27 protein-coding genes are annotated in these 25,285 nt (G+C 72.7%); 13 read left to right on the plus strand and 14 right to left on the minus strand.

Annotation, left to right across the window (positions count from 1 at the left end; translation table 11 throughout):
* Positions 1-133: 133 nt before the first annotated feature.
* From ACZ52J_RS35425 to ACZ52J_RS35435, 3 genes are all read left to right on the plus strand, one after another.
* Complete coding sequence (locus ACZ52J_RS35425; protein ID WP_360506728.1) at positions 134-427, plus strand: STAS domain-containing protein; 294 nt, start codon at positions 134-136, stop codon at positions 425-427.
* A gap of 52 nt (positions 428-479) precedes the next feature.
* Positions 480-884: a DUF2267 domain-containing protein gene (locus tag ACZ52J_RS35430; protein WP_465624662.1), complete on the plus strand. Its 405-nt coding sequence runs from the start codon at positions 480-482 to the stop codon at positions 882-884.
* 107 nt (positions 885-991) lie between these two features.
* The gene (locus ACZ52J_RS35435; protein ID WP_465624664.1) at positions 992-1,390 is read left to right on the plus strand and encodes a DUF2267 domain-containing protein; all 399 of its coding nucleotides are present in this window, start codon (positions 992-994) and stop codon (positions 1,388-1,390) included.
* Here the strand turns inward: ACZ52J_RS35435 and ACZ52J_RS35440 are convergent.
* From ACZ52J_RS35440 to ACZ52J_RS35455, 4 genes are all read right to left on the minus strand, one after another.
* Entirely contained in the window at positions 1,374-1,562 is a 189-nt protein-coding gene (locus ACZ52J_RS35440; protein WP_465624666.1) for a hypothetical protein, read from the minus strand. The genes ACZ52J_RS35435 and ACZ52J_RS35440 overlap by 17 nt on opposite strands.
* Before the next feature lie 76 nt (positions 1,563-1,638).
* A complete protein-coding gene (locus ACZ52J_RS35445) occupies positions 1,639-1,872 on the minus strand; it encodes a DUF6296 family protein (protein ID WP_465624668.1) in 234 nt (77 codons plus the stop codon).
* An 11-nt stretch (positions 1,873-1,883) separates the two neighbouring features.
* Positions 1,884-2,432 carry an STAS domain-containing protein gene (locus ACZ52J_RS35450; RefSeq protein ID WP_465624670.1) on the minus strand — a complete coding sequence of 183 codons (549 nt, stop codon included), beginning with the start codon at positions 2,430-2,432 and terminating at the stop codon, positions 1,884-1,886.
* A gap of 36 nt (positions 2,433-2,468) precedes the next feature.
* A complete protein-coding gene (locus ACZ52J_RS35455) occupies positions 2,469-2,831 on the minus strand; it encodes a helix-turn-helix transcriptional regulator (protein WP_465624671.1) in 363 nt (120 codons plus the stop codon).
* 517 nt (positions 2,832-3,348) lie between these two features.
* On the opposite strand from ACZ52J_RS35455, the gene ACZ52J_RS35460 reads away from it, so the two are divergent.
* The gene (locus ACZ52J_RS35460; RefSeq protein ID WP_465624730.1) at positions 3,349-4,089 is read left to right on the plus strand and encodes an NPCBM/NEW2 domain-containing protein; all 741 of its coding nucleotides are present in this window, start codon (positions 3,349-3,351) and stop codon (positions 4,087-4,089) included.
* A gap of 518 nt (positions 4,090-4,607) precedes the next feature.
* Positions 4,608-5,192 (plus strand): DinB family protein, encoded by a 585-nt coding sequence (locus tag ACZ52J_RS35465; RefSeq protein WP_465624673.1) that lies wholly within the window; start codon positions 4,608-4,610, stop codon positions 5,190-5,192.
* Positions 5,193-5,979: 787 nt separating this feature from the next.
* Here ACZ52J_RS35465 and ACZ52J_RS35470 read toward each other — a convergent pair.
* A complete protein-coding gene (locus ACZ52J_RS35470; RefSeq protein WP_465624675.1) occupies positions 5,980-6,717 on the minus strand; it encodes a TetR/AcrR family transcriptional regulator in 738 nt (245 codons plus the stop codon).
* A 116-nt stretch (positions 6,718-6,833) separates the two neighbouring features.
* Between ACZ52J_RS35470 and ACZ52J_RS35475 the strand changes: the two genes are divergently transcribed.
* Together ACZ52J_RS35475 and ACZ52J_RS35480 are read left to right on the plus strand one after the other, a co-directional pair.
* Positions 6,834-7,541 carry a DUF4386 domain-containing protein gene (locus ACZ52J_RS35475; RefSeq protein ID WP_360506752.1) on the plus strand — a complete coding sequence of 236 codons (708 nt, stop codon included), beginning with the start codon at positions 6,834-6,836 and terminating at the stop codon, positions 7,539-7,541.
* A 455-nt stretch (positions 7,542-7,996) separates the two neighbouring features.
* The gene (locus ACZ52J_RS35480) at positions 7,997-8,398 is read left to right on the plus strand and encodes a DUF5958 family protein (protein WP_465624678.1); all 402 of its coding nucleotides are present in this window, start codon (positions 7,997-7,999) and stop codon (positions 8,396-8,398) included.
* A 99-nt stretch (positions 8,399-8,497) separates the two neighbouring features.
* Here the strand turns inward: ACZ52J_RS35480 and ACZ52J_RS35485 are convergent, their stop codons facing one another.
* Complete coding sequence (locus ACZ52J_RS35485) at positions 8,498-9,190, minus strand: SDR family oxidoreductase (RefSeq protein WP_465624680.1); 693 nt, start codon at positions 9,188-9,190, stop codon at positions 8,498-8,500.
* A gap of 450 nt (positions 9,191-9,640) precedes the next feature.
* On the opposite strand from ACZ52J_RS35485, the gene ACZ52J_RS35490 reads away from it, so the two are divergent.
* The 3 genes from ACZ52J_RS35490 (at position 9,641) to ACZ52J_RS35500 (ending at position 11,893) form a co-directional block, all read left to right on the plus strand.
* Complete coding sequence (locus tag ACZ52J_RS35490) at positions 9,641-10,066, plus strand: hypothetical protein (RefSeq protein ID WP_465624682.1); 426 nt, start codon at positions 9,641-9,643, stop codon at positions 10,064-10,066.
* A 406-nt stretch (positions 10,067-10,472) separates the two neighbouring features.
* Positions 10,473-10,928: a hypothetical protein gene (locus ACZ52J_RS35495; RefSeq protein ID WP_465624684.1), complete on the plus strand. Its 456-nt coding sequence runs from the start codon at positions 10,473-10,475 to the stop codon at positions 10,926-10,928.
* Positions 10,929-11,158: 230 nt separating this feature from the next.
* Complete coding sequence (locus tag ACZ52J_RS35500) at positions 11,159-11,893, plus strand: class I SAM-dependent methyltransferase (protein ID WP_465624686.1); 735 nt, start codon at positions 11,159-11,161, stop codon at positions 11,891-11,893.
* Positions 11,894-12,150: 257 nt separating this feature from the next.
* On the opposite strand, the gene ACZ52J_RS35505 is transcribed toward ACZ52J_RS35500, so the two are convergent.
* Positions 12,151-12,525 (minus strand): ATP-binding protein, encoded by a 375-nt coding sequence (locus tag ACZ52J_RS35505; RefSeq protein ID WP_465624688.1) that lies wholly within the window; start codon positions 12,523-12,525, stop codon positions 12,151-12,153.
* 131 nt (positions 12,526-12,656) lie between these two features.
* Here ACZ52J_RS35505 and ACZ52J_RS35510 point away from each other — a divergent pair, with 131 nt between their 5' ends.
* Positions 12,657-13,478, plus strand: a complete 822-nt coding sequence (locus ACZ52J_RS35510; protein ID WP_465624690.1) for a maleylpyruvate isomerase N-terminal domain-containing protein — start codon at positions 12,657-12,659, stop codon at positions 13,476-13,478.
* Between the two features lie 409 nt (positions 13,479-13,887).
* Here the strand turns inward: ACZ52J_RS35510 and ACZ52J_RS35515 are convergent, their stop codons facing one another.
* Entirely contained in the window at positions 13,888-15,033 is a 1,146-nt protein-coding gene (locus tag ACZ52J_RS35515; protein ID WP_465624692.1) for an ArsR/SmtB family transcription factor, read from the minus strand.
* 43 nt (positions 15,034-15,076) lie between these two features.
* On the opposite strand from ACZ52J_RS35515, the gene ACZ52J_RS35520 reads away from it, so the two are divergent.
* Positions 15,077-15,532 (plus strand): peptidoglycan-binding domain-containing protein, encoded by a 456-nt coding sequence (locus tag ACZ52J_RS35520; RefSeq protein ID WP_465624694.1) that lies wholly within the window; start codon positions 15,077-15,079, stop codon positions 15,530-15,532.
* A 168-nt stretch (positions 15,533-15,700) separates the two neighbouring features.
* Here the strand turns inward: ACZ52J_RS35520 and ACZ52J_RS35525 are convergent, their stop codons facing one another.
* The 5 genes from ACZ52J_RS35525 to ACZ52J_RS35545 all read right to left on the minus strand — a co-directional run bounded on the left by ACZ52J_RS35525 (position 15,701) and on the right by ACZ52J_RS35545 (position 23,368).
* Complete coding sequence (locus tag ACZ52J_RS35525) at positions 15,701-16,681, minus strand: LAETG motif-containing sortase-dependent surface protein (RefSeq protein WP_465624696.1); 981 nt, start codon at positions 16,679-16,681, stop codon at positions 15,701-15,703.
* Positions 16,682-17,046: 365 nt separating this feature from the next.
* Positions 17,047-20,178: a lantibiotic dehydratase gene (locus ACZ52J_RS35530; RefSeq protein WP_465624698.1), complete on the minus strand. Its 3,132-nt coding sequence runs from the start codon at positions 20,176-20,178 to the stop codon at positions 17,047-17,049.
* Positions 20,175-21,587, minus strand: coding sequence for a lanthionine synthetase C family protein (locus ACZ52J_RS35535; protein WP_465624700.1), 1,413 nt, complete (start codon positions 21,585-21,587; stop codon positions 20,175-20,177). The genes ACZ52J_RS35530 and ACZ52J_RS35535 overlap by 4 nt, the downstream gene beginning before the upstream one ends.
* Positions 21,588-21,660: 73 nt before the next feature.
* On the minus strand, positions 21,661-22,434 hold the full coding sequence (locus ACZ52J_RS35540) for a hypothetical protein (protein ID WP_465624702.1): 774 nt from the start codon (positions 22,432-22,434) through the stop codon (positions 21,661-21,663).
* A 328-nt stretch (positions 22,435-22,762) separates the two neighbouring features.
* On the minus strand, positions 22,763-23,368 hold the full coding sequence (locus ACZ52J_RS35545; protein ID WP_465624704.1) for a hypothetical protein: 606 nt from the start codon (positions 23,366-23,368) through the stop codon (positions 22,763-22,765).
* Positions 23,369-23,427: 59 nt separating this feature from the next.
* Between ACZ52J_RS35545 and ACZ52J_RS35550 the strand changes: the two genes are divergently transcribed.
* On the plus strand, positions 23,428-24,261 hold the full coding sequence (locus ACZ52J_RS35550; protein WP_465624732.1) for an NAD(P)H-binding protein: 834 nt from the start codon (positions 23,428-23,430) through the stop codon (positions 24,259-24,261).
* Between the two features lie 186 nt (positions 24,262-24,447).
* Here the strand turns inward: ACZ52J_RS35550 and ACZ52J_RS35555 are convergent, their stop codons facing one another.
* Complete coding sequence (locus ACZ52J_RS35555; protein WP_465624706.1) at positions 24,448-25,143, minus strand: DUF4241 domain-containing protein; 696 nt, start codon at positions 25,141-25,143, stop codon at positions 24,448-24,450.
* Positions 25,144-25,285: the final 142 nt, after the last annotated feature.

The raw sequence follows: 25,285 nt of genomic DNA on the forward strand, positions 1-25,285 counted from the left end.
TCCCACCGGACCGCCGTCCCGCACCGACCCCCCCCGGGCCCTGTGGGACGGCCCCCGCCCGGCCGGACGACCCACCCGGCCCAGCACGTTCCGGCACTACGGTGTCCGGCCGGGCCCCCAGCAAGAGACCACCATGCGCGACCAGCGGCACGAACCCATCGTGGTACGGGCGAACGGCGAGATCGACCTCGACACCGCCCCCTCGCTGCGCCGTGCGCTGGCCGCCGCGCTCGAGTCACACCGGGAGGTGGTACTCGATCTGTCGGAGGTGACGTTCATGGACTGCGCGGGCCTGGGCGCCCTCGTCCACGCCCGCAACGAGGCCGACCGGCGCGGCGCTCGTCTGGCCCTGCGCGGGGCCGGCCGCCGCGTGGTGCGGCTGCTCAAGCTCACCGGTCTGCACCGGCGCCTGGCCGTGGAGCCCTGACCGGGGCGCCGCCTCGCGTCGGCCCGGGCCGTGGGACGGAGGGAGAACTGCGGTGACTCTTCGATGGGAAGCGTTCCTGGACACGGTTCAGGAACGCGGTGAGTACGACACCCCTCGGGAGGCCGAGCGGGCGGCGCGTGTCGTCCTGGCCCTGCTCGGCGCCCACCTCGTCGGCCAGGTCCGCGCCGACCTCGCGGCCCGGCTGCCCGAGACCCTCGCCCTGATCCTGCTCAACCCGCTGGAGGCCGCCGAGCCGCTCACGTCCGAGCGGTTCGTGCGCGCGACCGCGGCCTGGATCGAGGGCGCCACCGAAGCCACGGCCCTGTGGGACATCGGCGCCGTTCTGTCCACCGTGGCCGACGCGGCCGGAGACGACCTCACCGAGCGTGTCCTGCTCCAACTGCCGCCCGGCTACGACCTCCTGTTCGGCCGGCCCCAGCCCGGCCACCGCCCCTGAAATCCGCCCCGTGCCGCCGCAACTGCCCGGCCGGCCACCGCCCCTGAAATCCGCCCCGTGCCGCCGCAACTGCCCGGCCGGCCACCGCCCCGGAAGGCCACCGTCTCATGACCCGGTACCGCCTCCTTCTCCAGCAGGTCCGCAACCTCGGCCGCTACACCTGCGACGAGGAAGCCGAACGCGTCCTGCACGCGGTCCTTTCCGTCCTCGGCTCCCAGCTCACCGGCGAGGAACGCTGCGACCTCGCCCAAGCCCTGCCCCAGCGGGCCCGCGCCGTCCTCGTCTCGCAGATCCCGCTGCCCCAGCCGGTCGCCGCACCCGCTTTCGTCGAAGCCGTCGCCCGCGCCCTGAACACCAGCCTTACCGGCGCCCGTTGGGACGTCTCCTCTGTCCTGGCGGCCCTGAGCGACCTCGCCGGGGAGCACCTCACTGACCGTCTCCTCGCCGGCCTGCCCCGCGGCTACGCCCTCCTGTTCGGCCGCGCCGACCTCACCACCGCGGCTTGACCCGGGGCGGCACCACCGCCACCTCACCCCACCCCACCTCCCCGCAACGGTGGAGAGCCGCGGCCGTCCGGCGGCCGAGCGCGGAGTCGGTCGCGGCGAGTTCCCACGGCCCGTCGGTGAGCTGGAGTTCCGCCTCATGGACGACCTGCTCGACCGCCCTGACCATGCCCACGGCGGGAAGCCCATCGGCGGGAAGCCCATCGGCGGGAAGCCCATCGGCGGAGCCTGGCGCGCCGTCCGAGGGGGCGTCAGGGCAGTGGCACGGCGTGCAGGCAGGTGTGCCGGCCGGGCCCGGCCGGTTCCGTGAGGGGCCGTGCCACCTCCCCGGTGATCTCCACCCGGAAGGTGCCGGCTTCGTCCGCGTATACCGGTACCCCGTCCGCTGTCACCGTTCCGGTGGCGTGGACGACGACGACTTCCGGCGGGCCGTGCCGGCCGGGCAGTCCGGGCAGGGTCACCGCGTACCGCGCGGGGGCGTCCACGGCGGGCCCCCTCAGCGTGGCTGCCGGCCGGCGCCGGCCAGCAGGGCGACGGGAACGGTGGCGTGGATGGGGAAGACCTCGTCGGCGCCGGTGATCTCCAGCAGTCGCCGGGTCTGGGCCGGCGGCGCGGCCAGCACCATCCTCACGCCCGCGGCTTCCGCCTGCAGCCGCACGGTGAGCAGGGCGTTGAGACACACGGAGTAGCAGAAGGTCAGCCCGGCCAGGTCGATGATCAGCCGCGCGGGGCTGTCCGCGAGCGCCTTCGCGAGGACGTCCTCGAGTATGCCGCGGTCGCCCTGGTCGACTTCACCGTCGAGACGGACGGTCACGGCCGTCCCGGAGCGCGTCGTGGTGATTCGCAGGCGCGGTGTGGTGACCCGCAGAACGGATTCGCTGGGCTGGAGCACCGAACTCACCGCCCTTCTCAGCAGCCGGGCCCGTCGGCGGCCGGACCGCCGGGGGTGGCGCCCGGGGCGGGGTGCCCTACACCGGCGCGGTGGCCGGCGAGGACCTCGACGTGTCCGGACGCCCGGTTCCGCGATCGCCCGCCACAGGGACACGGTGCGGCGCTGCGCCGGAGGAGGTCGGGGGCGGGCTCACGCGTACTCGTCATGATGATCACCCCTGGAAGGTGCGGTGGCGGTACCGGGGCCGGAACCAGGATCGACATCGGCGAACAGGGCCAGCAGACCGGCGATCTCGTGAGGGGCCTCGGCAGGGTGGCGGAAGTGCGTACCGTGTACGACGCGGTAGTGGTTGCGGCGTCCATGCCGGGTGTGGGTCAGGTAGCCGGCGTTCTCAAGATCGGTGACGATCCCCTGAACGGCCCGCTCGGTCACTCCGCATACTGCGGCGAGATCTCGCAACCGCACTTCCGCGTCACGCGAGATCATCAACAGCACACGGGCGTGGTTCGTCAGGAACGTCCAGCTCGTACGCGGTTCCCGCTCGTCCGACATACCACAAGTATGAACCCGGATTCCGGTTTTTCAATGCCTGATCCCAGATTCCGCTGTGGCTCAATCCGCCTGCTCTCGGCCCTCCCGGACACCCGCCCCGAGGCCTTACGCCGCCGCGCCCGCCGCCGCCCCTGCCGCCGGCCCCGACCTGCGCCGGGCCCGGTGTGGTGGCGGTACGGCCGCGCCGGACGGCACTCCATGAGCGACGCGCTCGACAACCTGGACGACCGCGCCGCCTGGATCAACGCCAGGCCGCCCGAGTACTTCGAGTGGAGCAGCCCGAAGTCCAACTGCTACAACCAGCCCACCGCCGCCGTCGCGCTCGGCGCGCCCCGGGCGAACGGCGGCACCTACGCCGCCAGGATCAGCGGACAGCAGGCCAGCACCAAGTGCAAGTCGTCGGCGGAGACCACCAAGCAGGGAGCCGTCCAGCGCGGCGCGATAGGCAACACCACCCGCGGCTTCGTCCGCAACGGCGACACCTGCCTGCGCGCCCCCCCACGATCCCGCGGTCGACCTGGCCGCCTGCACGAGCGGCGACTACCAGGCCTGGGTCATGGGCGCGGACGGAACCCTGCGCCTGTCCCGGGACGACTGCCTCGCCGGCCAGGACGCCACCGTGACCTCCGGCCCGTGCCAGGGCCAGGACCCCGATGGCCTGGTCACCGACCCCGCCAAGCTCTGGACCTACGACCCGACCGCGCACCTCCTCAAGAACCGTCAGTCCGGCCGCTGCCTGACCGCCACCGGCAACCGCGTCTCCACCCAGGACTGCACCGACTCGGCCGGTCAGAAGTGGACGCTCCCGCCGTCCGAGTACTCAGCCCAGCCCATCCCGACCCCCACGCCCACGCCGACCCCCACGCCCACGCCGACCCCCACGCCCATCCCGACCCCCACGCCCATCCCGACCCCCACGCCCACGCCGACCCCCACCCCCACGCCGACCCCCACCCCCACGCCGACCCCCACCCCCACGCCGACCCCCACGCCGACCCGGCCCACCACCTCCCTGACCGACCTGCCCTGGACCAGGGCCACCGGCGGCTGGGGACCGGTCGAGAAGAACACCGGCAACGGTGAACGGCGCAGCGGCGACGGCCACCCGATCTCGATCCGCGGCACCACCCCCGCCAAGCACCTCACCGCCGACCTCACCGGCGGTACCACCCTGCGCCTGGCCGTCACCAACGGCGGCGACAACAACGGCTGGGACCACGCCGACTGGGCCGGCCCCCAGCTCACCTGCGCCAAGTGACCCACTCCGTCCCGCGCCACCCGCTGCCCCGCCCGGGCCGGGTGGTGCACGGGACTCCGTGACCTGGAGACCCGCATCGACGCCGCGTGAGCAGGCGGCCCGGGCCCACGCGGCCCCACCCGGGAGCCAGGATCCCTCCCCATCGCGCCGGCGGGCTCCCTCGGCCCGTCCGGCGCGACCCCGGGCAGCCCGCCCCCGGAACCATCCGGCGGACTGCCCGGGGCTTCCGAGCCGAAGACCGCGGTGCCCGGCGCGGCCGGAGGCTGAAGGCGAGCCGGTCTTCAGGACGGCGAGAACCCACCAGATCGGCAGGTCCGGAAGCCCGACACGGGTGATCCGGAACCACTGCCCGAGGACCGGGACAGTCCGTGCCTAGGAGGTTGTCTCACGTGGCAAGTTTCAGAGCTTCTTGTAGCAGGTCAGGGCGGTGGCCATGGCCAGGCCTCGGCTCTGCCAGTCGTTGCGGACCACGTACGGGATCTTGAGACCACGAGCAGCCCATGGCAGGCTCATGCCGCATGATCGATGAATTCGCGAAAGACAACCTGCACGGGAGACTGCGGCGGGACCGCAACGCGCTGCTCTGGAAACTCGACGGCTTGTCCGAATACGACGCCCGCCGACCTTTGACAGCGACCGGGACCAACCTCCTCGGCCTGGTCAAACACGTGGCCACCGTCGAGGCCAGATACTTCGGCGAGGTCTTCGACCGCCCTTCCCCGGAACCGCTGCCCCGGTGGCAGGACTATGACGGCAGCGATCTGTGGGCGACCGAGGACGAGACCCGCGATCAGATCATCGGGTTCTACCGGCGCACGTGGGAACACTCGGACGCGACGATCAACGAGCTTCCCCTCGACGCCCCCGGCCACGTGCCGTGGTGGCCGGAGCCTTGTCCCAACACGAACCTGTTCGCCGTCATGGTCCATGTCCTCGGCGAGTCCAACCGGCATGCCGGGCACGCCGACATCCTGCGCGAGAGCCTCGACGGCCGGACCGGGGTGCGCCCCGAACACGGGAAGCAAATCGACGAGGAGGCCCGTGCGGCCTACTGCGCGAAGATCGAGCAGGTCGCCAGATCGGCCGCGCCAATCAAGGCTTAGAGGTGGCTTAGAGGTTGTCCCACGTGGCTTGATGTTCGTGCGCCATGATGCCGGTCGGGGGTGCTGATCTATCGAAGCGTCTGGTTCCTGGGGAGCTCTGGCAGCCGGCCGGCCCATTGCCTCCGTCACTCGCTGCTCGTCCGCAAGGTGGTGGGAGACCGCTCCATCGGGAAACCCGGCCGGTTCGTCGCCGACCACTTCGGCGGCCCCAGACCTTCACAACCGGCGACCTCGGCCCGGTCGTGCTCCACCGGGCCGGCCGCCACCGCGCCGCCACCGACCAATCCGCGGCCTCGGTCGCTCCGGTCGCTCCGGTCGCTCAGGCGGCTTCCCGACGAGGTGCCGGTGCCCAGCCTGAGCCAGGCCACCGGCTGGACGCAGCCCACCGATCGCGGCCTGGGTGAGGCGCGCCGTGACTCCGCCCTCGGTGACGGCCTGGTCACCTCACCTGGCCAGCCGCCCCCGGCGTCCGGGCTCTCGAACAGCGCGGCCGCCTGGCTGGTTGGACCGAGGTCTGCGACGACCTCGGGAACGGGGTCGCCCTCGTCTCCGGCCGACCGGCTGCCCGGTCGCGGACCCGCAGGCCGGCACCTGGCCCGGCCGGCGTGCGGATGCTGACGCGGTTCTCGTACTTGCGGCGGGCCTTGCGCTGGGCCTGCCGCGGGAACGCCGTGCCCACCGTCGAGCGGTCGGCGTGGCGGGCGAGGAGTCTGAGCGAGGGCCGGACGTGGCGTCCGGTCCCGCGCCCCGCAGGCCTTCCGCCGTGCCGGGTCTGGTGGGCGTCTGGTCAGTCGGCCCGTCCGCCGGCGGGGGACGAGGTCCAGCCCTGCTGCCGGAGCCGTTCGAAGCCGTCCAACAGCAGGTCGAGCGCGAACTCGAACTCGAACTGGTCGTCGCAGCCATGGCCCACCACGGAGTCGTCGTCGTGGGCGCTTGCCCCGGCCAGCTCCGCGACGTAGGGGTACCGCTCCGCCAGCTGCCGGAACGCCGCGTCCTGCTCGGCGGCACGCGGGTCGGGCCCAGTACCGGGCGCGGTGGCGGTGGCGGGCGGAGCGTCGAAGACCTCCTGGGTGAAGCCGAGAATGCGACTGCCCAGGGCGTGCATCACGTGATGGGTGAGGTCGACCGAGAGCCCGCCGGTCCGGAAGCTGCCGATCACCGCGTCCATGTGGGCGAGCAGCGCCGGGGTGGGGCCGCTCCGGGACCGGATCACCTGCAGGGCCCAGGGGTGGCTCCGCAGCGCCTCCCGGGCCGCGAGGATCCGCCCGCGGACGGCGGCGCGCCAGTCGGGGCCGAGGTCCGGCGACCCGATCCCGCCGACCACCACGTCGACCATGCCGTCCAGCAGCTCCTCCTTGTTGGCGACGTGCTTGTAGAGCGCCATCGGCACCACGCCCAGCTCCTGGGCGAGCCGGCGCATGCTGAGCGCCTCGATCCCCGTCCCGTCGGCGAGCGCGACGGCCGCGCGCAGCACCCGGTCCCTGCTCAGGGGGGCCCGTCGGGCCGCGTCCGTCGGCTGGGCCATCTGCCGGTCTCCCTCGGTTCGACTGCCGGACCGGTGTTCCGGCTTGACGAGTGTACGGCGTACGCCTACCGTGAGTGCCAGGTGTACGCCGTACACCTTTCGAGGGGAGTGTCCAGGTGAGCCCAACCAGAGGAACCGCGGTCGTCGCGGGTGTCCTGTTCCTTGTCACCGAGATCACCGCGGTCGGCGGCCTCGTGCTGTACGGGCCCGTCCTGAAGGGCGCCGACTACGTGACCGGCCCCGGCGCCGACGGCAGGGTGTTCCTCGGGGCGCTGTTCGAACTGCTGCTCGCGGCGGCGGTCGTCGGCACCGGGGTCACGCTGTACCCCGTCCTGCGGCGGCAGCACGAGGGAGCCGCACTCGGCTACGTCTGTGCCCGCCTGCTGGAGGCCGCCGTCATCGTCGTCGGCATCATCGGCGTCCTGTCGGTGGTGACCCTCCGGCAGGACTTCGCAGCCGGCGCCACGGGCTCCGACGCCGCTGCGGTGCGGACGGCGGGCCGGGCCCTGGTGGCGGTCCACGACTGGACCTTCCTCATCGGGCCCAACTTCGTGCTGGGCGCCAACACCCTGGTGCTCGCCTGCCTGCTGTACCGCGCACGGCTGGTGCCGCGCTTCGTGGCGGTGCTCGGGCTGGTCGGGGGGCCGTTGATCTGCGCCTCGGCGACCGCCGTACTGTTCGGCCGCTACGAGCAGGTCTCGACCGCGGGGTCGCTGGCGGCACTGCCGGTGTTCGTCTGGGAGGTGACGCTGGCCCTGCGGCTGATCGTCAAGGGCTTCGAACCCGTCGGCCCCGCCGTCCGCCAGGCCACGGCGGCCGCCTGACGGCCCGGCGGCCTGACAGCCGGTACGCCTGGTGGTCCGGAACCACCAGGCGTACCGGCGCCGGGGAGCGCCTTCGGGATGCGTCAGGCCTGGGCGCGACCACCGACACCACTGCCCTGGCCTGAGTGAGTCCCGGGCAGTATGCGGCGGCTGCCGGGCACGGACCGGAACGGCCGGGGAGCGGCAGTCGTCGATGCCGGTGTTGAAGCGGTCCAGGGCGCCCGGGATCAGCGAGGCGTCGCGGGGGAGGGGCGCGTCGGTCAGGACGCGCACTGGCGCGGGCCCGCTCGGCCGGTCCGGTGCGCGCGAGGGCGTGTGCGTGCAGCGCCGCAGGTATCGGGCGATGAGTCGCAGCACCGGGTGTGCGCGCTCCGTCGGGGGCGGTTCCGGCCGGCGCGGTCGGAGCCGCGACCGTGCAAGGTTGATGGGTCGGGGCGTTGTGGAGGTGGGGTGGGATGGACGAGCGCGCGGTGGTCCTGAACGGGCCGGCGCAAGGCGTCCGTCCGCTTGATCAGGGTGTCGAGTGGTTCGAGGGTCTGGCCGGCACCGAGAAGTTCGAAGTCCTGCGCGACCTGGCAGGGTTCTGCATCCAGGCCCGCGCCGTCATCGAGGACGGACCGGAGAGCATCCGCAGGGCCGGGATCCGGCCCACCCACACCCCGGCCGTGCTGCTCACGCGCGGGCACCTCACCGAGCAGCTCACAAAGATCGTCAATCTGCGGCAGGACGAGCGCGTCAAGGCGTTCCGGCTGTTGGTCGCACTGCTCGGCGTGGCTGACGAGCGGCGGAGGGCTCGGTTCTGCGCCAACGGGTGCGGCCACGCCTGGCACCGCCTGGGCACCGGTGCGGGGAACTGAAGCCGCGCCCCGGGGCCGTACGCCTCCTCCAGCTGCGCCACGACGCCCTCGGCATCGCGGACGACGGCTTTCAGCTCCGCTTCGATCGCCGTACTCGCGTCAGCCGAGCTGCCCGGTCGGCCGCATGGTGATCTGGTTGATGTCCACGCCCGCAGGCTGGTTGAGCGCGAAGGCGATCGTGGCCGCGATCTGCTCGGGGGTCATCGCCTCCTCAGGGGTGCCGCCGCGCTCGGCCCAGAACGCGGTGTCCACCACTCCGGGGGCGATGACGGTCACGCCGACGCGGTCCTTGCCGACCAGCAGCCGGGTGTTCTCGGCCAGCGCGTGCGCAGCCCACTTGGTGACCGAGTACAGGTTGCCGGGTGTGTTGCGCACCCCGGCGACGGAACCGATGAACACGATCCGGCCCTTGGATGCCCTCAGCTGCGGCAGGGTCTCGCGCACCAGCAGGGCCGGGCCCAGAACGTTGGTGAGGACCATGGCGCGCATGTCCTCGGGGGCGTGGCTCTCCAGGTTGCCGGGCAGCGAGAAACCGGCGTTGGCAATGACGTTGTCCAGTCGGCCCCACGCCTGAACCACGCGGCGCACGGCGGCGGCGACGTCCTCCGCCTCGGCGGCGTCGCCGGTGATCGTCAGCAGCCGCTCACCCGCTCCGGCCGAAGCGGCGAAGGCGGCCAGCTTGCCCGCGTCACGTCCGGTGACCGCCACACGGTGGCCCTGCTCGAGGAGGGTGCGGGCGGTCGCGGCACCGATTCCGGTCGATCCACCAGTGATCAGCGTGACGGGCTCCATACAACGGCCTCCTCGGCGACGTGAACATCAGTTCCCCAAAACGCCTGCACTATACGTGGGGTGAGCTGCTGCCAGGGTTGTCGCGCCGTACCGACTCCGCCCAGGCCCGCTCGACCGCCGCCGCCCCTGCGAGCTCCCACGGGTACGTGGTCCGGCCGCTCTCCTGCCCACCGCCGGGACGAAATGATCTCCGCCTACGAAAATCCTGCCAGAGCCAGATACAGGTGTACGCCGACACCTGCCGACGCTGGAACGTGCCCGCACCTGGTGCGCTGGGAGCCGGCTCGCAGGACTCCTACCTCTGCCAGGTCCCGGGCGCACCCACGCGAACCGCATCGCCCAACTGCCCACCGCCGACGCTGCCGTGGCCGCCGCCACGCTGCGCCACTGCGCGGAGGTGCAGTCGGACCGGGTGCCCGGGCCGCGGTACCGCGGCGATATGGTGCGGTCATGAGAAGTCGGATACGTGAGGACCGGCCGCTGCGAGACCTGCTCGACCGGCTGGGGGCCGACGATCCGGAGTCGGCGCGTCGGCGCAGGGTGCTGGCCGGTGCCCTGGTCGTGGTGGCGCTGCTCGGGTCGAATACGGCAGGGCGAACGTGGCTCGGGACCTGGTCCGAGATGTGGATCGGCGCGGAGGACCTGCTCCAGTGTGCCGCACTGATCGTCACCGCGTTTCTCCTGGTGTGGCGTTCGCGGTCGGTCGCGTGGGCCGCGGCCGTGAGCGTGGCCCTGATGCTGCTCGGTGCCTTGATCGAAGTGGTGACGTTGGAGGGCGAGGGCGCTTCGTACGCGGCACTTGCCGTGTCCCTGCTGATCAAACTGCCCACCGTGGTGGTGCTGGCGGTCCTGGTCAGGCGCGGCAGGCAGTGGTGACGGCTCGGCCGCCGGTGGTCCGGGGCGGCCGAGCCGCAATACCGTTGCTTTAGGAGCTGTTCAAGGTTCGTACGGCCTCCACGGCGGCCGCCCCGGTACTGGCGCCACGCGCCTCGGGCAGCAGCGCCCCGGGAATCCCCTCCAGGTCCGCCGGAACCTGTGAAACGTCAGCCGGTCTGACCGTACTCGTCGGGCCAGTTGGGGAGCGGGACAGGGCCGCCCGGCCGATCGGGGTTGACGGCCAGACAGAGCACAACGACGCTTGTCGATCGCCTTTGGGTGTACGAGCCGAAGACGTCGGGCCCCTCGTCGTAGCACGGCCCGCCTCGCGCAGACCAAAGCCAAGCAGCAGCGAGGCTAGCCCAAATCATCTGGAGATCGCCGGGGTTCCTGGCAGGCTGGGGACATGGCACCCTTCGATGATCAAGAGCTGGACACGGCGGTTCAGAATGCTGACTCGCCGGCCTGGTCCGTTCGCGCCGCTGCCGGGCGGCGGCTCGCGATGTCGGACAGGATCGACGAGGTGACGGACGTCCTTCACCGCCTCCTCCTGGATGTTCAGAACACCGCGGTCATCCAGGAGACGGCGGTGGCCCTGCTCGAACGCAATGACACCACCGGACTCCGCTGCGTGCTGCTGGCCAGAAGCTACGCGTCAGAAACCTGGACTGCGGATGAGATCCAAGCCGCCCTGGACGGCAACCCCGAATGGATGACGACCGAACGCGCAGACCGGCTGATCAAGCAGTACCGCGAGTTGGCAACGGACCAGGACGCCGGCGTCCGCGACGAAGCCCAACGGCTCCTGGCGCGGCTGCGACCGCGCGAGGAATGGGCGCGAGACGCAGAGGCCGACTCCTGACTCTCGATTGCTCGTGCGGCGACGGCGGAGACGCGCCGTTCGAGGACGGAACCCCGGTCGACGCCGACCACGACACCGCCCAGGACGGGGACGAGCCCGACGATGTCCACGGCCACTGGTCCGTCCGGGTAGGCGGACAGTTCGTGATCCTCGCAGGCGGACAGTCATCTCCCGCTGCGGTATGACCATGAGTCACTCGTCCGGGCGTGTCCTCCACTAAGTTGAGGCGAGTGATCGATTACAACGTCGAGGCGGAGTCGTATGACGCCTCTCGGGGAGGCGAGGCTCGTGCCGCCGCGGCTGCGGAAGCGATCGAGCGACTGCTGCCGGACGCCGCACGGACCGTGGTGGACGTGGCTTGTGGCACTGGCATCGTGACGAGAAGGCTGTCGCACCCCGCCCGCACGGTCATCGGCCTCGACCGCTCGCCGGGGATGACGAGTATGGCGACGGGGCGTCTTCCCGGGGCGCTCGTGCTCGGGGATGCCGCACGCCTGCCCATTGCAACCGCCCGGGTGGACGCGGTGGTCCTGATCTGGCTGCTCCACCTGCTTGCCGACGCGGAGCCGGTTGTCGCCGAGGCCGCGCGGGTGATCCGTCGCGAAGGCGCGGTGGTCACCACGGTGGACAAGGACGAAGCGGCGTTCCACGTCGACAGCGATGTAGCCGCCGTGGCGGCGGCAGTACGCGGGAAGTACGCTCCGCGGGCTGCGGATCAGTTCGATCGGGTGGCCCGCCTGGCGGCCGGGTGCGGAATCCGACCGGTCGCCGAGGAGAGGTTCGTCGGGGCCGGCCAGGGACGCAGCCCGCGCCAGTGGAGCGAGCGCATCGCAGCCGGCAGCTCTCCCTGGAGCCGCGAGGCCACCGCGGACGAGATCGCCGAGATCCTCCGCGGCCTGGCCGCGCTGCCCGACCAGGACACACCCCGACCGGACCCGGTGTACCGGCTGATCGCGCTCGCTTGATCCCGAGCTCGGGGGCGGGAACCCGGCCGAGCGGGTCCGCCCCATGCCCCGGGCATCAGGTCGTGTCTGCCCGAGCACCGGTAGGGCTCGGGCTAACGGGGTGACATCGGCAGGGCGAGGCCGCGCATCTCGTGAGGTGTGCGATGCTCACCGACCCACCCGTCTCAGGCCGTTGGCAACCCAGCGCCGCGGTGGACCGGCCGGGTTGGGCATTGGGTCCGGTCGGTGTTGGGATCCGGCCGGACCCCAACTCCGGCTCACGTGAGCGGGACGACGCCCTGGCCGTAGGTGGCCCGGGCGAGCCGGAGGCTGGTGCCCTCGGTCAGCACGATGTGCGAGTGGTGCAGGAGCCGGTCGACCGCCGCGGTGGCGATGGTCTTGGGCGTGATCGTGTCGAAGCCGGCCGGGTGGATGTTGCTGGTCACGATCATGGACCGGCGTTCGTGGGCGGCGTCGATCACGCGGTAGAACGCCGCGGCGGCGGCCTGGTGGCGGCCTGGCGGCGGCCTGGCGGCGGCCTGGTGGCGGCCGTGTGGTCGTCCCGGGTCGCGCGGTTCGCCTGCTGCGCGTCCGCTGCCGTCGTCGCTGTCCGGACGGGAGGGGCTGCTGACGGTCGACTGTGGGGCCGGCACGGTGATGGCCGGAAAAAGTTTTCGGAGGGTGAGCGATGAGTTTCCCGCGCGGGCGTGGTCTTCTCCTGTGCAAGGCGACAACGGACTTCCCGGTGACCGCTGGAGCGGCACCTTCCGAAGGGACGAAGAAGATGATCGAGCTGAACGCGGAACACGCCCGCCGGACGATCGTCGAGCACACGGAGCGTCTGGCGGCCTCAGCCGTCCTGGCCGGACCCGACGCCGCGGTTCCGACTGCTCCGGAGTGGACCGTCACCGACCTGGTCGAGCACGTGGGCCGGACCCAGCACTGGGTCGCGGAGATCATCGAGCGGCGCATCAACGACCCCGCACAGCTGCCCACGGAGCTGGCCGTACTCCCCGCTGACCCCCGCGAGTGGCCGACGTGGCTGTCGGAGTCCGCGCGGCGGGCCGCGAACGCGTGCTCGGACGACGCGCTGGACGCGCCGGTGTTCAACGCCGCGGGAGACGAGCGGCCGGGAGCGCTTTTTTGGATGTCCAGCCTCCTCAACGAGGCCGTCGTCCACGGCTTCGACGCGGCCGCCGCAGCCAACACGGTCCGCGAAGCCGACCGACTGACCGACATCGACGCCGACATCGCGGCGGCTCTCATCGGCAACCACTTCACCATGCTCGCCTCCCCCACGTGGAAGCTGCAGCGCCCGGAGTCCGCCACAGCGATCAGCGGTTCGGGGCAAACCCTGCAGTGGCTCGCCACCGACATGCCCGGTGACGCGGGCGCCTGGTTCGTGGAACGGCACGCCGACGGGGCGAGGTGGCAGCCTCGGATTCAGCCCGCCGACGTGACGGTCACCGGCCCGGCACGCTCGCTCCTGCTGACCCTGACCCGACGGCTCCCGCTCACCGGCCACGACACCACCGGCATCACCGTGGAGGGCGACACCGCCCTTGCCCGGCACTGGATCGACAACACCGCCCACGCCAGCGGCTGACCCGCCACCAGCGGACCGACGCCCGCCCCAGCTGTTGTGCCGGACCTGGCCGACCGAGACCGATTTCCTGCTGCCGGGCGGCCGACGCAGGTGCGCTGCGGGAGAAGGCCGGCCCGGGCCGGCTGGACTGCCCGGGCTGCGAAAAAGCCCGTGCGGCACAGGACTTGGGCCCGCTGGTGCTGCCCGCCCCGGCCACGCTGGAGCTGGTGGCCGCGCCGGCGTAGCCGGCCGTGCCGCGCCTGGACACGGGTCACGTGGCGGGGGAATTGGGGAAACCGCCCCGTCAGACGATCAAGACCGCAGACTCCCGCCCACCAGCACGAGCACGAGCACGGGCACGGGCAAGGACCGTCACGCCAGCCCCGCTGACCAGCACGTTTTGAAGACGGAGACACTTCAATGGTGCCTCCTACGCGGTGTCCAGCAGTGCGAGTCCGGCGGCGGTGGGCGTGTGAAGGGCGGTGTTGTGGTGGCGAAGTGTGGTGATCAGGCCGGCCTCGCGCAGCACGGTGGCGTGCTGACTGGCACTGGAGGGGCCAACGCCCAGGGCCGTGGCGATCTCACCGGTCGTGCAGCCGGGGCGTTGCGCGATGATGCGCAGTACGGCGGCGCGGGTTCGGCCCAGCAGCGCGGCCAGTGGTGCCGGTGTGCCGTCGGTTGCGCTCGGGGTCATGAGGGTCAGAGGGCCGGCCTTCTCATCGCGGTGGGCGGGGTAGGTCAGGATGGGCTGGGGTTCGGCATCCGGATCGACCACGGGTGCTTGCGTGGCGAACGCGGACGGCATCAGCAGCAGGCCCCGGCCCCCCAGGTGGACGTCACCTTCCAGTCCGGACACCAGGTCGACCTCCAGCACGGGTGCCCGCCACCGGATACGCGGCGGGCACAGCCCGGTCAGCAGCCGCTCGACACCGCCGTGCAGGAGCTCACGGGACCGGACGGCCAGGTCGGCCGCGACCTGGTCGGTGACCTGGGGCCAGTACGGGGCCAGGACGGTTGCGTGGACCCGGCCGAGGGCGTCGACAAGCTGCCGTAGCACCTCGGGGTCGTCGCCCAACCCGGAGGCCCAGCCGGGCATGCGTTGCCGCTCGGCGATCCGGGCCAGGTTTGCCCGGAGTTGTTTTGACGGTGTGGCGGCGACTTGCTCCAGCAACTCGGGGACGCTGCCGATTCCTCGCGGGCTCAGGAAGGCAGGCGCCCATCCGTGGCGGGGTGCCAGGTCGAGCACCATGCGCGCCTGGGGCGGCAGGCGGGCCCAGACTTCGCGGCGCCACGCGCCGAAGCGCAGTGCCTGGTTGCGGTCCTGTAGGACGCGCAGCGCGATGCTCAGTTCTTCCAGCGGCGGGACCGACGTTGCGACGCGGGTGCGGGCAAGGTCGGCGCCGGTGAAGTGGAACCGGTAGACCATCCGTCCTCCGCCGCCCGTCCGGTGTGCCGCTGTGGGTGCCGATTCTTCCCATACGTCGTTGTTCACGCCAGGTTGAAACAGGACGACGTCGCCGGTGGCCGCGACCGATGCTGTTGGGGCAGGGAACACAGTGCCCCTGTGGTCGCCCATCCGGATCCCGAGGCGACCGACCGGACATCAGAGAGGCAAACGCATGCGATCGAACGCCTTCGCCAGGACCCTCGTCAGCGTCACCGTCGCGGTCGGCATAGCCGCCGGCAGCATGGCGGGGGCGAGTGCGGGCTTCGCGGCTTCCCGACCGGCCGTCAGGCCTGCGGCGAGCGTCCAGGACGCCTCCATCCTCGCGGTGAACAACCTCGGCCTGAGTACGGACAGGGCCATGAACTGGCAGAGCTGCCTGAACGCCTGGGGCTTCAACGCCGGCACCCCCGACGGGCAGCTGGGCCCCAACAGCTGGGCGGCGGCGCAGAGGATGCTCAACGCCTGGCACTACAACGCCGGTACCGTCGACGGCGCCGTCGGACCCAACACGATCACGGCGCTGCAGAAGTTCCTGAACGCCACTGGCTACAACGCCGGAACCCCCGACGGGATCGCCGGACCGCAAACCAGGGCCGCGTTCTGGAACTACAACGCCACGGGCTGTTGAGCTGACCCGGAGTGCCGCGAGGGTCTGGCCGGGCGGGGCCGCTCGGCCAGATCGGCACCGACCTCACCCACCGCTCTGGCGTGCCGTCCGGACCGTCCGGGGTGAACGGACGACGGACGCCCGCGGTCCGGGGACCGCGGGCGTCCTGGGTACCTCAGCGGTGCCGCGTCAGCGGCGGGCGCCCCGACGGCGGGCGATCACCAGCGCGCCCCCGCCGACGGCGAGCAGCGCGGCCCCACCAGCGCCGTAGACGATCATCTGGCTGCTGTTGCCACCCGTGCTGGCCAGGGTGCTGGCCGGCGTGGTCGAGACCGGATTGGCGGTCGGCTTGCCGACCGGGCCGGTCGTGTCCGCCGGGGCGGACGGCGCCGGCACCGCCGGGGCGGTCGACGGGGTGCCACTGGACGGCGTCCCGGTGGTGGCCGGCGCCGACGGCTTGGCGGTGGTGGAGGGCGAGGCGGTGGCCGTCGCGGTGGCGGTGGCCGAAGGCGTCGTCGTGGCGGTGGGCGTCCCGGTCGGGTGCGGGGTCGCGGTGGCCGTGGGCGACACCGAGGAGGTCGGCACCGGGACGGTCGGCGTGCCGGTCGGCGTCGGCACGCAGGCCTTGCCGCCGTTCCAGGCCGAGATCAGGTTGTCCGGGAAGACACCGTCCGGGTACCTCGGCGCGGGGTTGGCGACGCCGTCGAACTTCTTGTCGCCGTTGTACAGGTCGATCTGGCCGTAGCACTTCGGCAGGTGGGCGGAGACGTCCAGGGTCGCCTGGCGGTTCCCGCTGCGCAGCGTGGTGGTCGCCCAGCCGAGGAAGGTCTGCTTGCCCGAGGTGGCCCAGGTCGGCCCCTCGGTGTCGTAGGAGGCCAGCGAGACCCGGTAGTCGCAGCCGTCCACGACGTCGCCGACCAGGCGGACCTGGATGACGCCATGCGGCTGGGACATCCGGCCGTCGGAGATCCAGCCCTTGCCGCCGTCGACGGAGAACTGGACGCCGACGGCGCCGCACCCGTGCTCGGCCTGGGCCTGGGCGGTGCCGGCGGTGAGCAGCGGAGCGCCGACGGCTATGCCGAGGGCGGCGAGGGCCGGAACGCTCCGGCGCAGGAGTTGGTGCACGAGGAAGCTCCCTAGGGGGTTGTACACGGTTCGGGTGGGACTCACCGCTCCCCGGTGGCGATCCGGACGGACCGTCACCGGAACTGAGCGGACGTGAAACCGTGACCGTACCCGATGGCCCCGCGGTCCCGGGCCCCGCACCCCTGCCGAGCAGGTCTTCGCCGCTCTGCTGGGCCTGCTCGGTGGCGTAGGCGTGGATGTGGCGTAGGCGTGGATGAGGTCGTGCATCCGCCACCGTCCGGTGTCCGGGTCCTGCCGGATGAGGCCCAACCACCGAGTACCGCACCCGCACCCGGGCCCGCCTCGACGCCCGGGATCAGGCCGAACACGAAGCCGAGCACCAACGGCCGGAAGCCAGGCTGCGCGACGCGGCACGCACCGGGAACCGACCCGCGGCGGCCGCCCGGCCGTCAAGTGACGGGTGCTTTGGCCAGGCCCTCGCGGGTGCGGCGCAGCAGTTCGAGGACCAGCCCTTCGCCGTCGCCCGCCGGGCCCAGGCCGAGCCGGTTGAGGTGCATGTGGACGTAGCTGCGGCACAGCGCGCCGTGGCTGCGCCGCAGCCTGCCGTCCTGGCGCAGTGCGGCGAGCAGGGCGGCCGCTGGGGCGAGGGCGGCGCGGCGCTGCGCCAGCAGCAGGCGCAGGACCTCGGTGTCGGGCCGGTCCGGACCGGCGAGGGCCAGGCGCAGGTCGTTGCCGCGGCGCCGGTACTCGTCGCCGCCCTCGCGGGTGGTCTCGGCGGCGCCGCGCAGGAACGCCAGCCGTTCCGGCTCGGACAGGCCCAGGGTGTCGAGCAGGTCGTCGACGCTGCTCACCGCCAACGCCGTGCGGTCGAGCGGGATTTCCTCCTCCTCGCCCGCCTGGAGCAGCCAGGCGACCGAGGTGCTGTCCGCGCCGAAGACCTCCTCGGCCACCCGTACCCCGTCGTTGCCGCCATAGCGTTCGACCTCCCGCTCGTAGGTGTCGAAGGCGAGCCTGGTGGCGGCCCCGGTCGCCAGCAGGTCTTCCGCCCAGCGGCAGGCCTGGTCCATCAGCGGGCCGAGCAGGGCGGACCGCTCGCCGTGGAAGCGGATCCGCAGGTGGCTGTCCGTGTCCGAGTAGCGGATGAAGAACCAGTTGTCGGCCAGTCCGGCGGCGGTGGCGAACTCGGCGAAGGTGCGCAGCGGTCCCGCGATCAGCTCGTCCTGCTGCCAGGGGCTGCCGTAGAGCTTGAGGTACAGCCAGTCACTTCCGGGCGGCCGGAACCGGGTGCCCGCCGCCACGGTGTCGGCGGCCGACGTCACCGCGGCGGCCGCGTGCGCGTGACCAGCCGGGTGCCCGTCGAGCCCTGCCGGATCCACGGCCGCGGCCCGCGCGCGCACCAGCGGAACGACGAGCTCGCAGATGTGGCGGCCGTCCGGCCCGGGCAGCCAGGCGTCCTGCGGCTGCGGCAACGCCTCCTGGAACTGCAGCGCCTGCGTGCCGCGCAGGGCCCGCAGTTCCTCGCGCGCCACCTCGACCTGGTCGCGGTCGGCGAGGTCGAGCAGCAGGCGGTTGTCGCCGACGCACAGGTAGACCAGGTGCGGGACGGCCCACCGCTGCCGCCAGGCCGACAGCGCGGCCGTGAACTCCTCGCCCGCGCCGGTGGGCAGGTCGGCCGCGTCGAGCCGCCACTGCGCGAGGGCGAGCACGGTGCGGCCGTACTGGACCCGGGGCAGGAACGGGAAGCCGTTCGCCGGGCCCCAGGAGAACAGCGAGGGCTGGCAGCGCCCGTCGGCGGCGGCGTCCAGCAGGAAGCGGACCGGGGCGGGTGCGCCCATGCTGTTGAGCATGTGGCCCTGCACCCCGGTGATCCGGGCGGCGGCGGCGGGCCACTCGACGCTGAACCGGCCCTCGTGCAGGCCCACGACCAGCTCGCGCAGCGGGATGGCGTCCCGGTGCGGCACCCCGGGCCCGGTGCCGAGCACGATCTCGTGGGTCCGGACCGCCGGCCGGATCGCGACGTTGGCAAAGCGCGCCCGGCGCGGCAGGTAGACGACCTCGGCGAAGAGCGTGTCGGGGCTGGCCTCCTGCTCGGCCCGGGCGATCTCGTCGAGGGCGGTACGGGCCTCCGGGCCGAGCAGGTCGGCGAACCGGCCGAGGTGACGGCCGGCGGCCGGGGCGCCGAGGTTGGGGCCGACGACCAGCCGGAACTCGCCGGCGTCCAGGGCGGCGGGCGAAGCGGCGGTGACGAACAGCGCGAGCTCCAGTGAGAGCGGGCAGGCGGCCGGATCGGGCCGGGACACGGTGAGTGCCTCGATCTGCTCGTCGGTCAGGTCGACGCTCTGGCGGTGCTCCCGGTTGGCGGCGAGGGCCAGGCCGAGCAGCAGCCGGTTGCGCTGCGGCGGCTGCGGGGTCGAGCGCTGGTGGGCCGACGAGTCGGTCGGGGGTCCGAGCCCCACGTCCGGGTCCAGCAGGTCCAGCAGGGGAACCCGGCGCTCCGCCCCGTAACGGCTCAGGAACGCCCGCCGGTAGGACTCCAGGCGGGGCGGACCGGCCGGGAGGGGACTCAGCCGGAGCAGCAGCTCGGCGGCGCGGGCCGCCTCCGCCGCCACCTCGGCGTTCAGGCCCCGGCCGGCCAGGGGAAGGGCCAGGTCGGTCTGGAGGACGGGGTCTCCGGGCGCCGCCGGGTGCAGCCCGTCGGCGCGTTCCAGCAGGTCAGCCCAGGGTCGGACCCGTGCGTCGAGCGGGAGGGCGTCCCACCGGGCGAGGTCCCGGGACAGGTGGTCGAGCCCGGCGGCCAGCTCCCGCGCACCGGGGACGGCGGCCAACCGCTCGCGGACGTGGGTGGCGGGGTCGCCGTTGGTGAGGGGCGGTCGGAGATCGGTCTGGAGGAAGCCCTGGGCCCGCAGCCGTTCGACCAGCCCGGCCGCCTTGTCGGGGGTCGCGCCCGCCAGCCCGGCGAGCCCGGCCGCCAGGTCGTCCGCCGCGACCGGGTGTCGCGCCGTCTCCAGCACCTGCTGTACGGCCGGGGTCAGCCGGACCGAGACGGTGTCCGCCGCGCCGTCGGCTTCGGCGTCGCGGAGCAGGGCGCGCTCGCCGCGCAGGACGACCGCCTCGTTGGTGACCAGCCGCAGGCCGGCGCGGATCTCCGGCTCCTCCTCCAGCCGGTGGATGAGCCCGAGTAGCCAGGCCATGTCCGGCCGGGTGCGGGTGCGCGGCGGGTACGGCCCGAGCGCCAGATCGGTGTGGTCGCTCCAGCGGGCCAGGCCGACGCCGGCGAAGACACCGAAGGGCGTCGGCCTGGTGCACATGCGGATCAGGTAGCGCGTCAGTTTGCGGCGAACCCGCCGAGCTTCCGGGTCGTCGGGGCGGGTGCGGTGCAGGGCGGCGGCGAGGTCACGGCTGGCCACCTCGACGGCGAGGCGGACCTGCGGCGCGTCGGGCATCAGGGTGTCGCCGCCGGTGGCCGCGCCGACGGTGGCGAGCGCGTCCACCGGGAGCAGCGGTGCCCGCACCACCGCCCAGTCCAGCGGCCGGTAGATCGGCTGCGCGCGGCGGCGGTGCTCAGGGTCGTTGACCGTCATGACAGCAGGAAGAACCGGTCCCAGGTGGGCTCGGTGTCGGTTGCGGCGGCCAGCAGGACCATGACCACGCCGGGGGCTCCGTCGAGTAGGCCGGGCGAGTCCACCCGGTTGCCGGCCGGTTCCACCGCGGCGTACCCGAGCGGACGGTCGGGATCGAAGTGATCGAGCAGCTGGTCGACCAACTGCTCGGCCCCGGCGGTGAACTGCGGCAGGCCGGTGTCGTGGGCGAAGCGCAGTACCACCTGGAGCAGTCCGGCGACGCCGTGGCAGAACGTGGGCGAGGCGAGCTGGCGGGCGGTGTCGGGCCGCTCCAGCACGCGGGTGACGGCCTCGACGGCGACGTCGCGCAGCCGTCCGTCGTCCAAGGCCTCGCCGGCGTGCCAGAGTGCCCGCGCGATCCCGGGGCTGCCGTAGCACCAGGAGCTGCGCGCCGGGCCGGGGTCCGGCGGCGGGGGTCGTCCGGGCGCCGCCGGCAGCGGGATGGCCGACGGCCAGTTGATGCCCCACGCGTCGTCGAGGCGGTGCGCGGTCAGCCAGTCGGCCAGGTAGCGGACCGCCGCCGCCTGGCCGGGTGCCTCACGGCCGGCCCGCAGGGCCAGGGCGAGGATCGCCAGGGGGCCGGGAATCCCGTGCGCCAGCCCGCAGTTGAGGTTGCCGTACGGGTAGATGGGCCGCGTCGCGGGGTCCCCGAGCTGGTCCTCCGGCGTGGCCCAGCGCGGCGTCGCGCCGTTCGGCGCGGCCAGGTGGACCAGCGCGCCGAGCAGGTCGGCGAGCGCGCCGTGCGGATCGCGCGGCAGCAGGCCGGCGGCCAGTCCGCTCGCCCCGGAGACCAGGTCGAAGTCGCTCACCGGCCGACCGTGGCGGCCCTCGGCGAGCCGCGCGGCCATGAGCTGTGCGCGGGGCACCAGTTCGTCGTCGAGGGCACCGAGCGCACGGCGGTAGCGCGTGCCGTCGCGGCTGAGCGCGGCGACGGCGAACGCCGTGCCGCCGAGCCCGCTGTAGAGGCCGGAGCCGATCCGCGCGGGATCCTGCCCGATGCCGTCGAGCCCGGTGACGAGGAAGCGGTGGCCGGTCTCGTCCCACCCCTGGCCCGGCCGACACCGGTCGAGGTACGCGCACAGTAGCGCGATTCCGGCGTCTCCCCCGGCCACCCCGGGGGAGAGCCAGCCGATCGTCCGGGGGAGGCGGGTCTGACGGGCGGCACCGGCCAGCGCCTCGCAGATGCGGGCGCGATCCACGCAGCGCTCGGCGGCGGCATCGGCGGCGGCGAGCGCGGCCGCCCGCTGGTCGCCGTCGAGCACGCTGCGCCAGGGGCGCGGCTCCGGGGCGCGCCCGTCGGCCGTCGGCGAACCGGAACGGCCTGTCGCGCCGAAAGCGTTTGTCGCATCGGCGAGTTCGCGTCGCGGCATGTGGTCTCCCTCGGAGCGGACCGGCTACGAACGGCGAGGCGGCCGGCGCGGTGACACGCCGGGCGAGCGACCGTCAGCCGCAGGCCACGCCGGTCAGAAATTCACAGCACACGGTGCAGCTGGTTTCCCCGCAGGTGTTGCAGGTGAAGCAGGTCTCGCACGTGGGAGCGCACGTGGGAGCGCAGGTGAACTGGCAGGTGTCGTCACAGGTGCCGTTGCAGGACTGCGGACAGGTCTGGTCGCAGGTCCCGTCGCACGAGACGCAGGTGTCTTCGCACGAAGCGCAGGAGACGAACTCGATTGTCTGCTGGCCACAGGGGGCGCCGCACGTGCAGCCCTCCTGCGGAGCGAAGCGGCCGGCCGCACGACGCGCCAGGGCGGCTGGTGACTCCCGTGGTGTTGGCCCTCGGCCGCGCTGTGGGCCCCTCGGGCCCGCCCGGCTCATCCGGCGGACGTCGAGGTCGAAGTCGTCCGACGGGCGGACCGGGGCGCTGTGGGTGTAGCTGACCTGGGCTCCTTCCCTCAGCGTGACCTCGGTTGCCTCCGTTCCGACGAAAGGAGGCCGGTCCGGCGGAATACCGGTGCTGTCGATGACGTCCTCGGTGGCGAATTCGACGTAGTAGTCGAGGTTCTTCGTCAGGTACAGCCGCCGGTGTCCTTCGCGGTCGCTGTCGCCGAGGAAGCCTTTGAGGGTGAGTCCTCGGACGGGCGCGTGGGCCGGGTCCGGGCGGAATCTGTCGACCAGCGGATCCTGCGGACCGTGGATGTCCTTGGTCCGGTCCGGGGTCCGGTCCGGCTTGTCGCCTGGGCCGTTGTCGGATCCGCCGCTGTTGGCTGGGGTGGTCATCGTGGACCTCCCTCGATGGAAGAGGGCCCTTCTCATGCTTTCACCCGGGCCACAACCTGACAACTCGACGGGTCTCCATGACACAGGGTGACCTCCGGCCGAGCGGCGGGCGGTTGCGGCGGGGCCTCCGACCGGTTGCGGTGGGCGAACCATGCCCTGGGTTCGAACGCCATCCCTGCGGCAGCGCCCGGCACCCAGGGTCACGACGGAAGCCCGGCCACCGCCGGTCCCGGCCTGATCGGAGTGCGATGAGCGACCGCTCCACCATGGCGCCGCCGGATGGGGTGCGGCCGCAGGGTCGCCCGCGCCGTGCCTGTCCGGGCGCCGGCTAGCTGAGGATGAGCAGGGTTGCCACGGTGTTGCCGTCGGCGTCCAGGCACCCGGTGGTGTTGGAGCCGTCCGGGTCGGCCAGGATGCCCAGCACGGTGCCGGTGCCGTCCTCGTCCGGGATCATCAGCCAGTCGTCGGCGAAGTCGCCTTCGACCGGCTCCACCGGCCAGTCGGCCGGGTCCACCGACGCGTCCTGGAGCTTCTTGCGGAGTCTGTCCAGCCTCCGGCTGTCGCCCTCGGCGGCGCGCGCGTGCAGGGCGGCCCAGGCGCGCTTGAGCATCCCGGTGCCCGGTTCGATCCAGGTCCTGCTGGAGTTCGCGTGTATCACGGCCAGTCCGGACGGGGTCCCCATACTGTCGCCGCAGTCATCCGTCCGGACCGGGACGGTCTCCCCCGGATGCACCAGGACCGCTACCGGCACCCTGGGGTTGTCCTCGCGGGAGAGCAGGTAGACGGGCGTGCCGCCGGGCCGCATCGGGAAGCCCTCACCCTCCGGGCCCAGCGGGTCGTAGATCGTTCCGTGCCCGCGGTCCCCCTGGATCAGGCCGGCCCGCTCGATCCGCCAGCCCCCAACTGGGGATGCCAGACGTTCTGTTGACTTCAAGCGAGCTTGAGGTTCTAGCGTGTCACTCACTTGATCATCTGACGAAGGGAAACCCGCTCGTGATCCTCGTGACCGGAGCCACCGGAAACATCGGCAGTGCCCTGCTGAAGGAGCTGCACACACGTGGCGTCGGGCCGCTGAGAGGGCTTACCCGGGATGCCGCACAAGCCGTCTTCCCGGACGGTGTCGAGGCCGCGGAGGGCGACTTCGCGGAGCCGGCGTCGTTGAAGCCCGCGCTGGAAGGGGTGCGCTCGCTGTTTCTCGTCTCGCGCCTGGGCCCGGACGCCGACATCCTCGACGCCGCCCGCGCGGCGGGTGTGGAGCACGTCGTCCTGGTGTCCTCCATCACCGTCCAGACCCACCCGCACCTCGGCGCCGCCGCCGAGAACCTGGCGGTCGAGCAACTGCTCAAGGCAAGCGGTATGGCCTGGACGATCCTGCGGCCGACACAGTTCGCCTCCAACGCGTTGATGTGGGCGGCCACCATCCGTGGCCACGAAACCGTCCGTGCGCCGTTCGCGGAGACCGCACTGCCGACCATCCACCCTGCGGACATCGCGGCCGTGGCACGGGTGGCACTGACCGAGTACGGCCATCACGGACGCACATACGCCATGACCGGTCCAGCGCCGGTCAGCGCCCGACAGCAGGTCGAGGCCATCGCCGCAACACTGGGCCGGGAGGTGCCCTTCGCCGAAATCAGCCGTCAGCAGGCCCACTCACAGATGGCCGCGGTCTTCGGGTCCGACAACGCGGACGCGGTGCTCGACGTCACGGGTGGAGACGTCAACGAGGAGCTGCTGATGGTGCGCGACACGGTTTCAGAGGTCACCGGAACCCCGGCCCGCCCGTTTCGGCAGTGGGCTTCGGAGAACGCCGACGCCTTCCGTTGAGGCAGGCGATCGCCCCCGCTCACGCCACCACGGGGCGCTGCGCCGCCGGATGCGACCCGTGGCAGGCCGCTGACGCCGTGCCGGTCGGTACTCCCTGCTCGACGCCCTGGACGACCCGGACGACCCGGACGACCGCGCCGCCTGCGAGCAGCGGCAGGAGAAGAGAAGAAGCCCCGTCAGGCGGTTTCAGTCCCACGGGCTGGTGGGCACCGGGCCCGGTATGACGATCACCGCTATCTCGCCCTCGCGGGCACGGCCCGTCCAGACCTGGCCCCAGCCTTCCGGGACGCCGAAGGTCAGCAGGTCGGCCCGGCGTTCCTCGTCGCGGGCGAGTTCGAAGTAGTCCTCGCAGAGGGATTCGGTGTCCCGCCCGGGTGCCGGGCAGCCGAAGCCGACGTCGGCCACGTCCGTCAGGCAGCGGCGGAAGGGTTCGGTCAGCGGTTGCCAGGCGGTGGCGTCGGCGAAGCAGCCCATGGTCTCCTCCGCCGCGAACCCGGCGCCGGCAGCGCGCAGGGCCGGGTCCTCGCCCACGCCGAGGGCGAGGACCCAGGTGACCACCGGCTCGTCGCGCACGCGCAGGCGCGTCGCGGCGCACTCCCGGTACTCGTTGTAGTAGCCGTCCGAGAGGTGGGGCCAGTCGGCCCAGGAGACGTCCACCGGGTACTCACCGGGCGGGACGCGCAACGCGAGCTCGCGCGGCGGCCCGGCGATCCAGGGCGAGTCGACGACCAACCGGCCGCTCGGCAGCCGGATCGCGGCGACCTCCTGCACCTCGGCGATCTCGATCCAGCTGTACGGGGTGTGCGCATCGCCGCCGATCCGCAGGCCCGGTGTGAACAGTCCGTCGAGGTACTCGCGCGTCTGCGGCCTGACCTCGTCCATCCCCGCCTCTTCCTTCTCACTTCTGTGACACCTGCTGCCCCGGACGATACGCACCCCCACAGACAACTCCGGTGCCGCAGACTGCGCGGAGGTGTCCGGGGCCGGCCGCAAGGCCTCCTTCCCGAGCCGACTGCCCGCACGG

The organism is Kitasatospora sp. NPDC034035 (genome assembly GCF_055575755.1).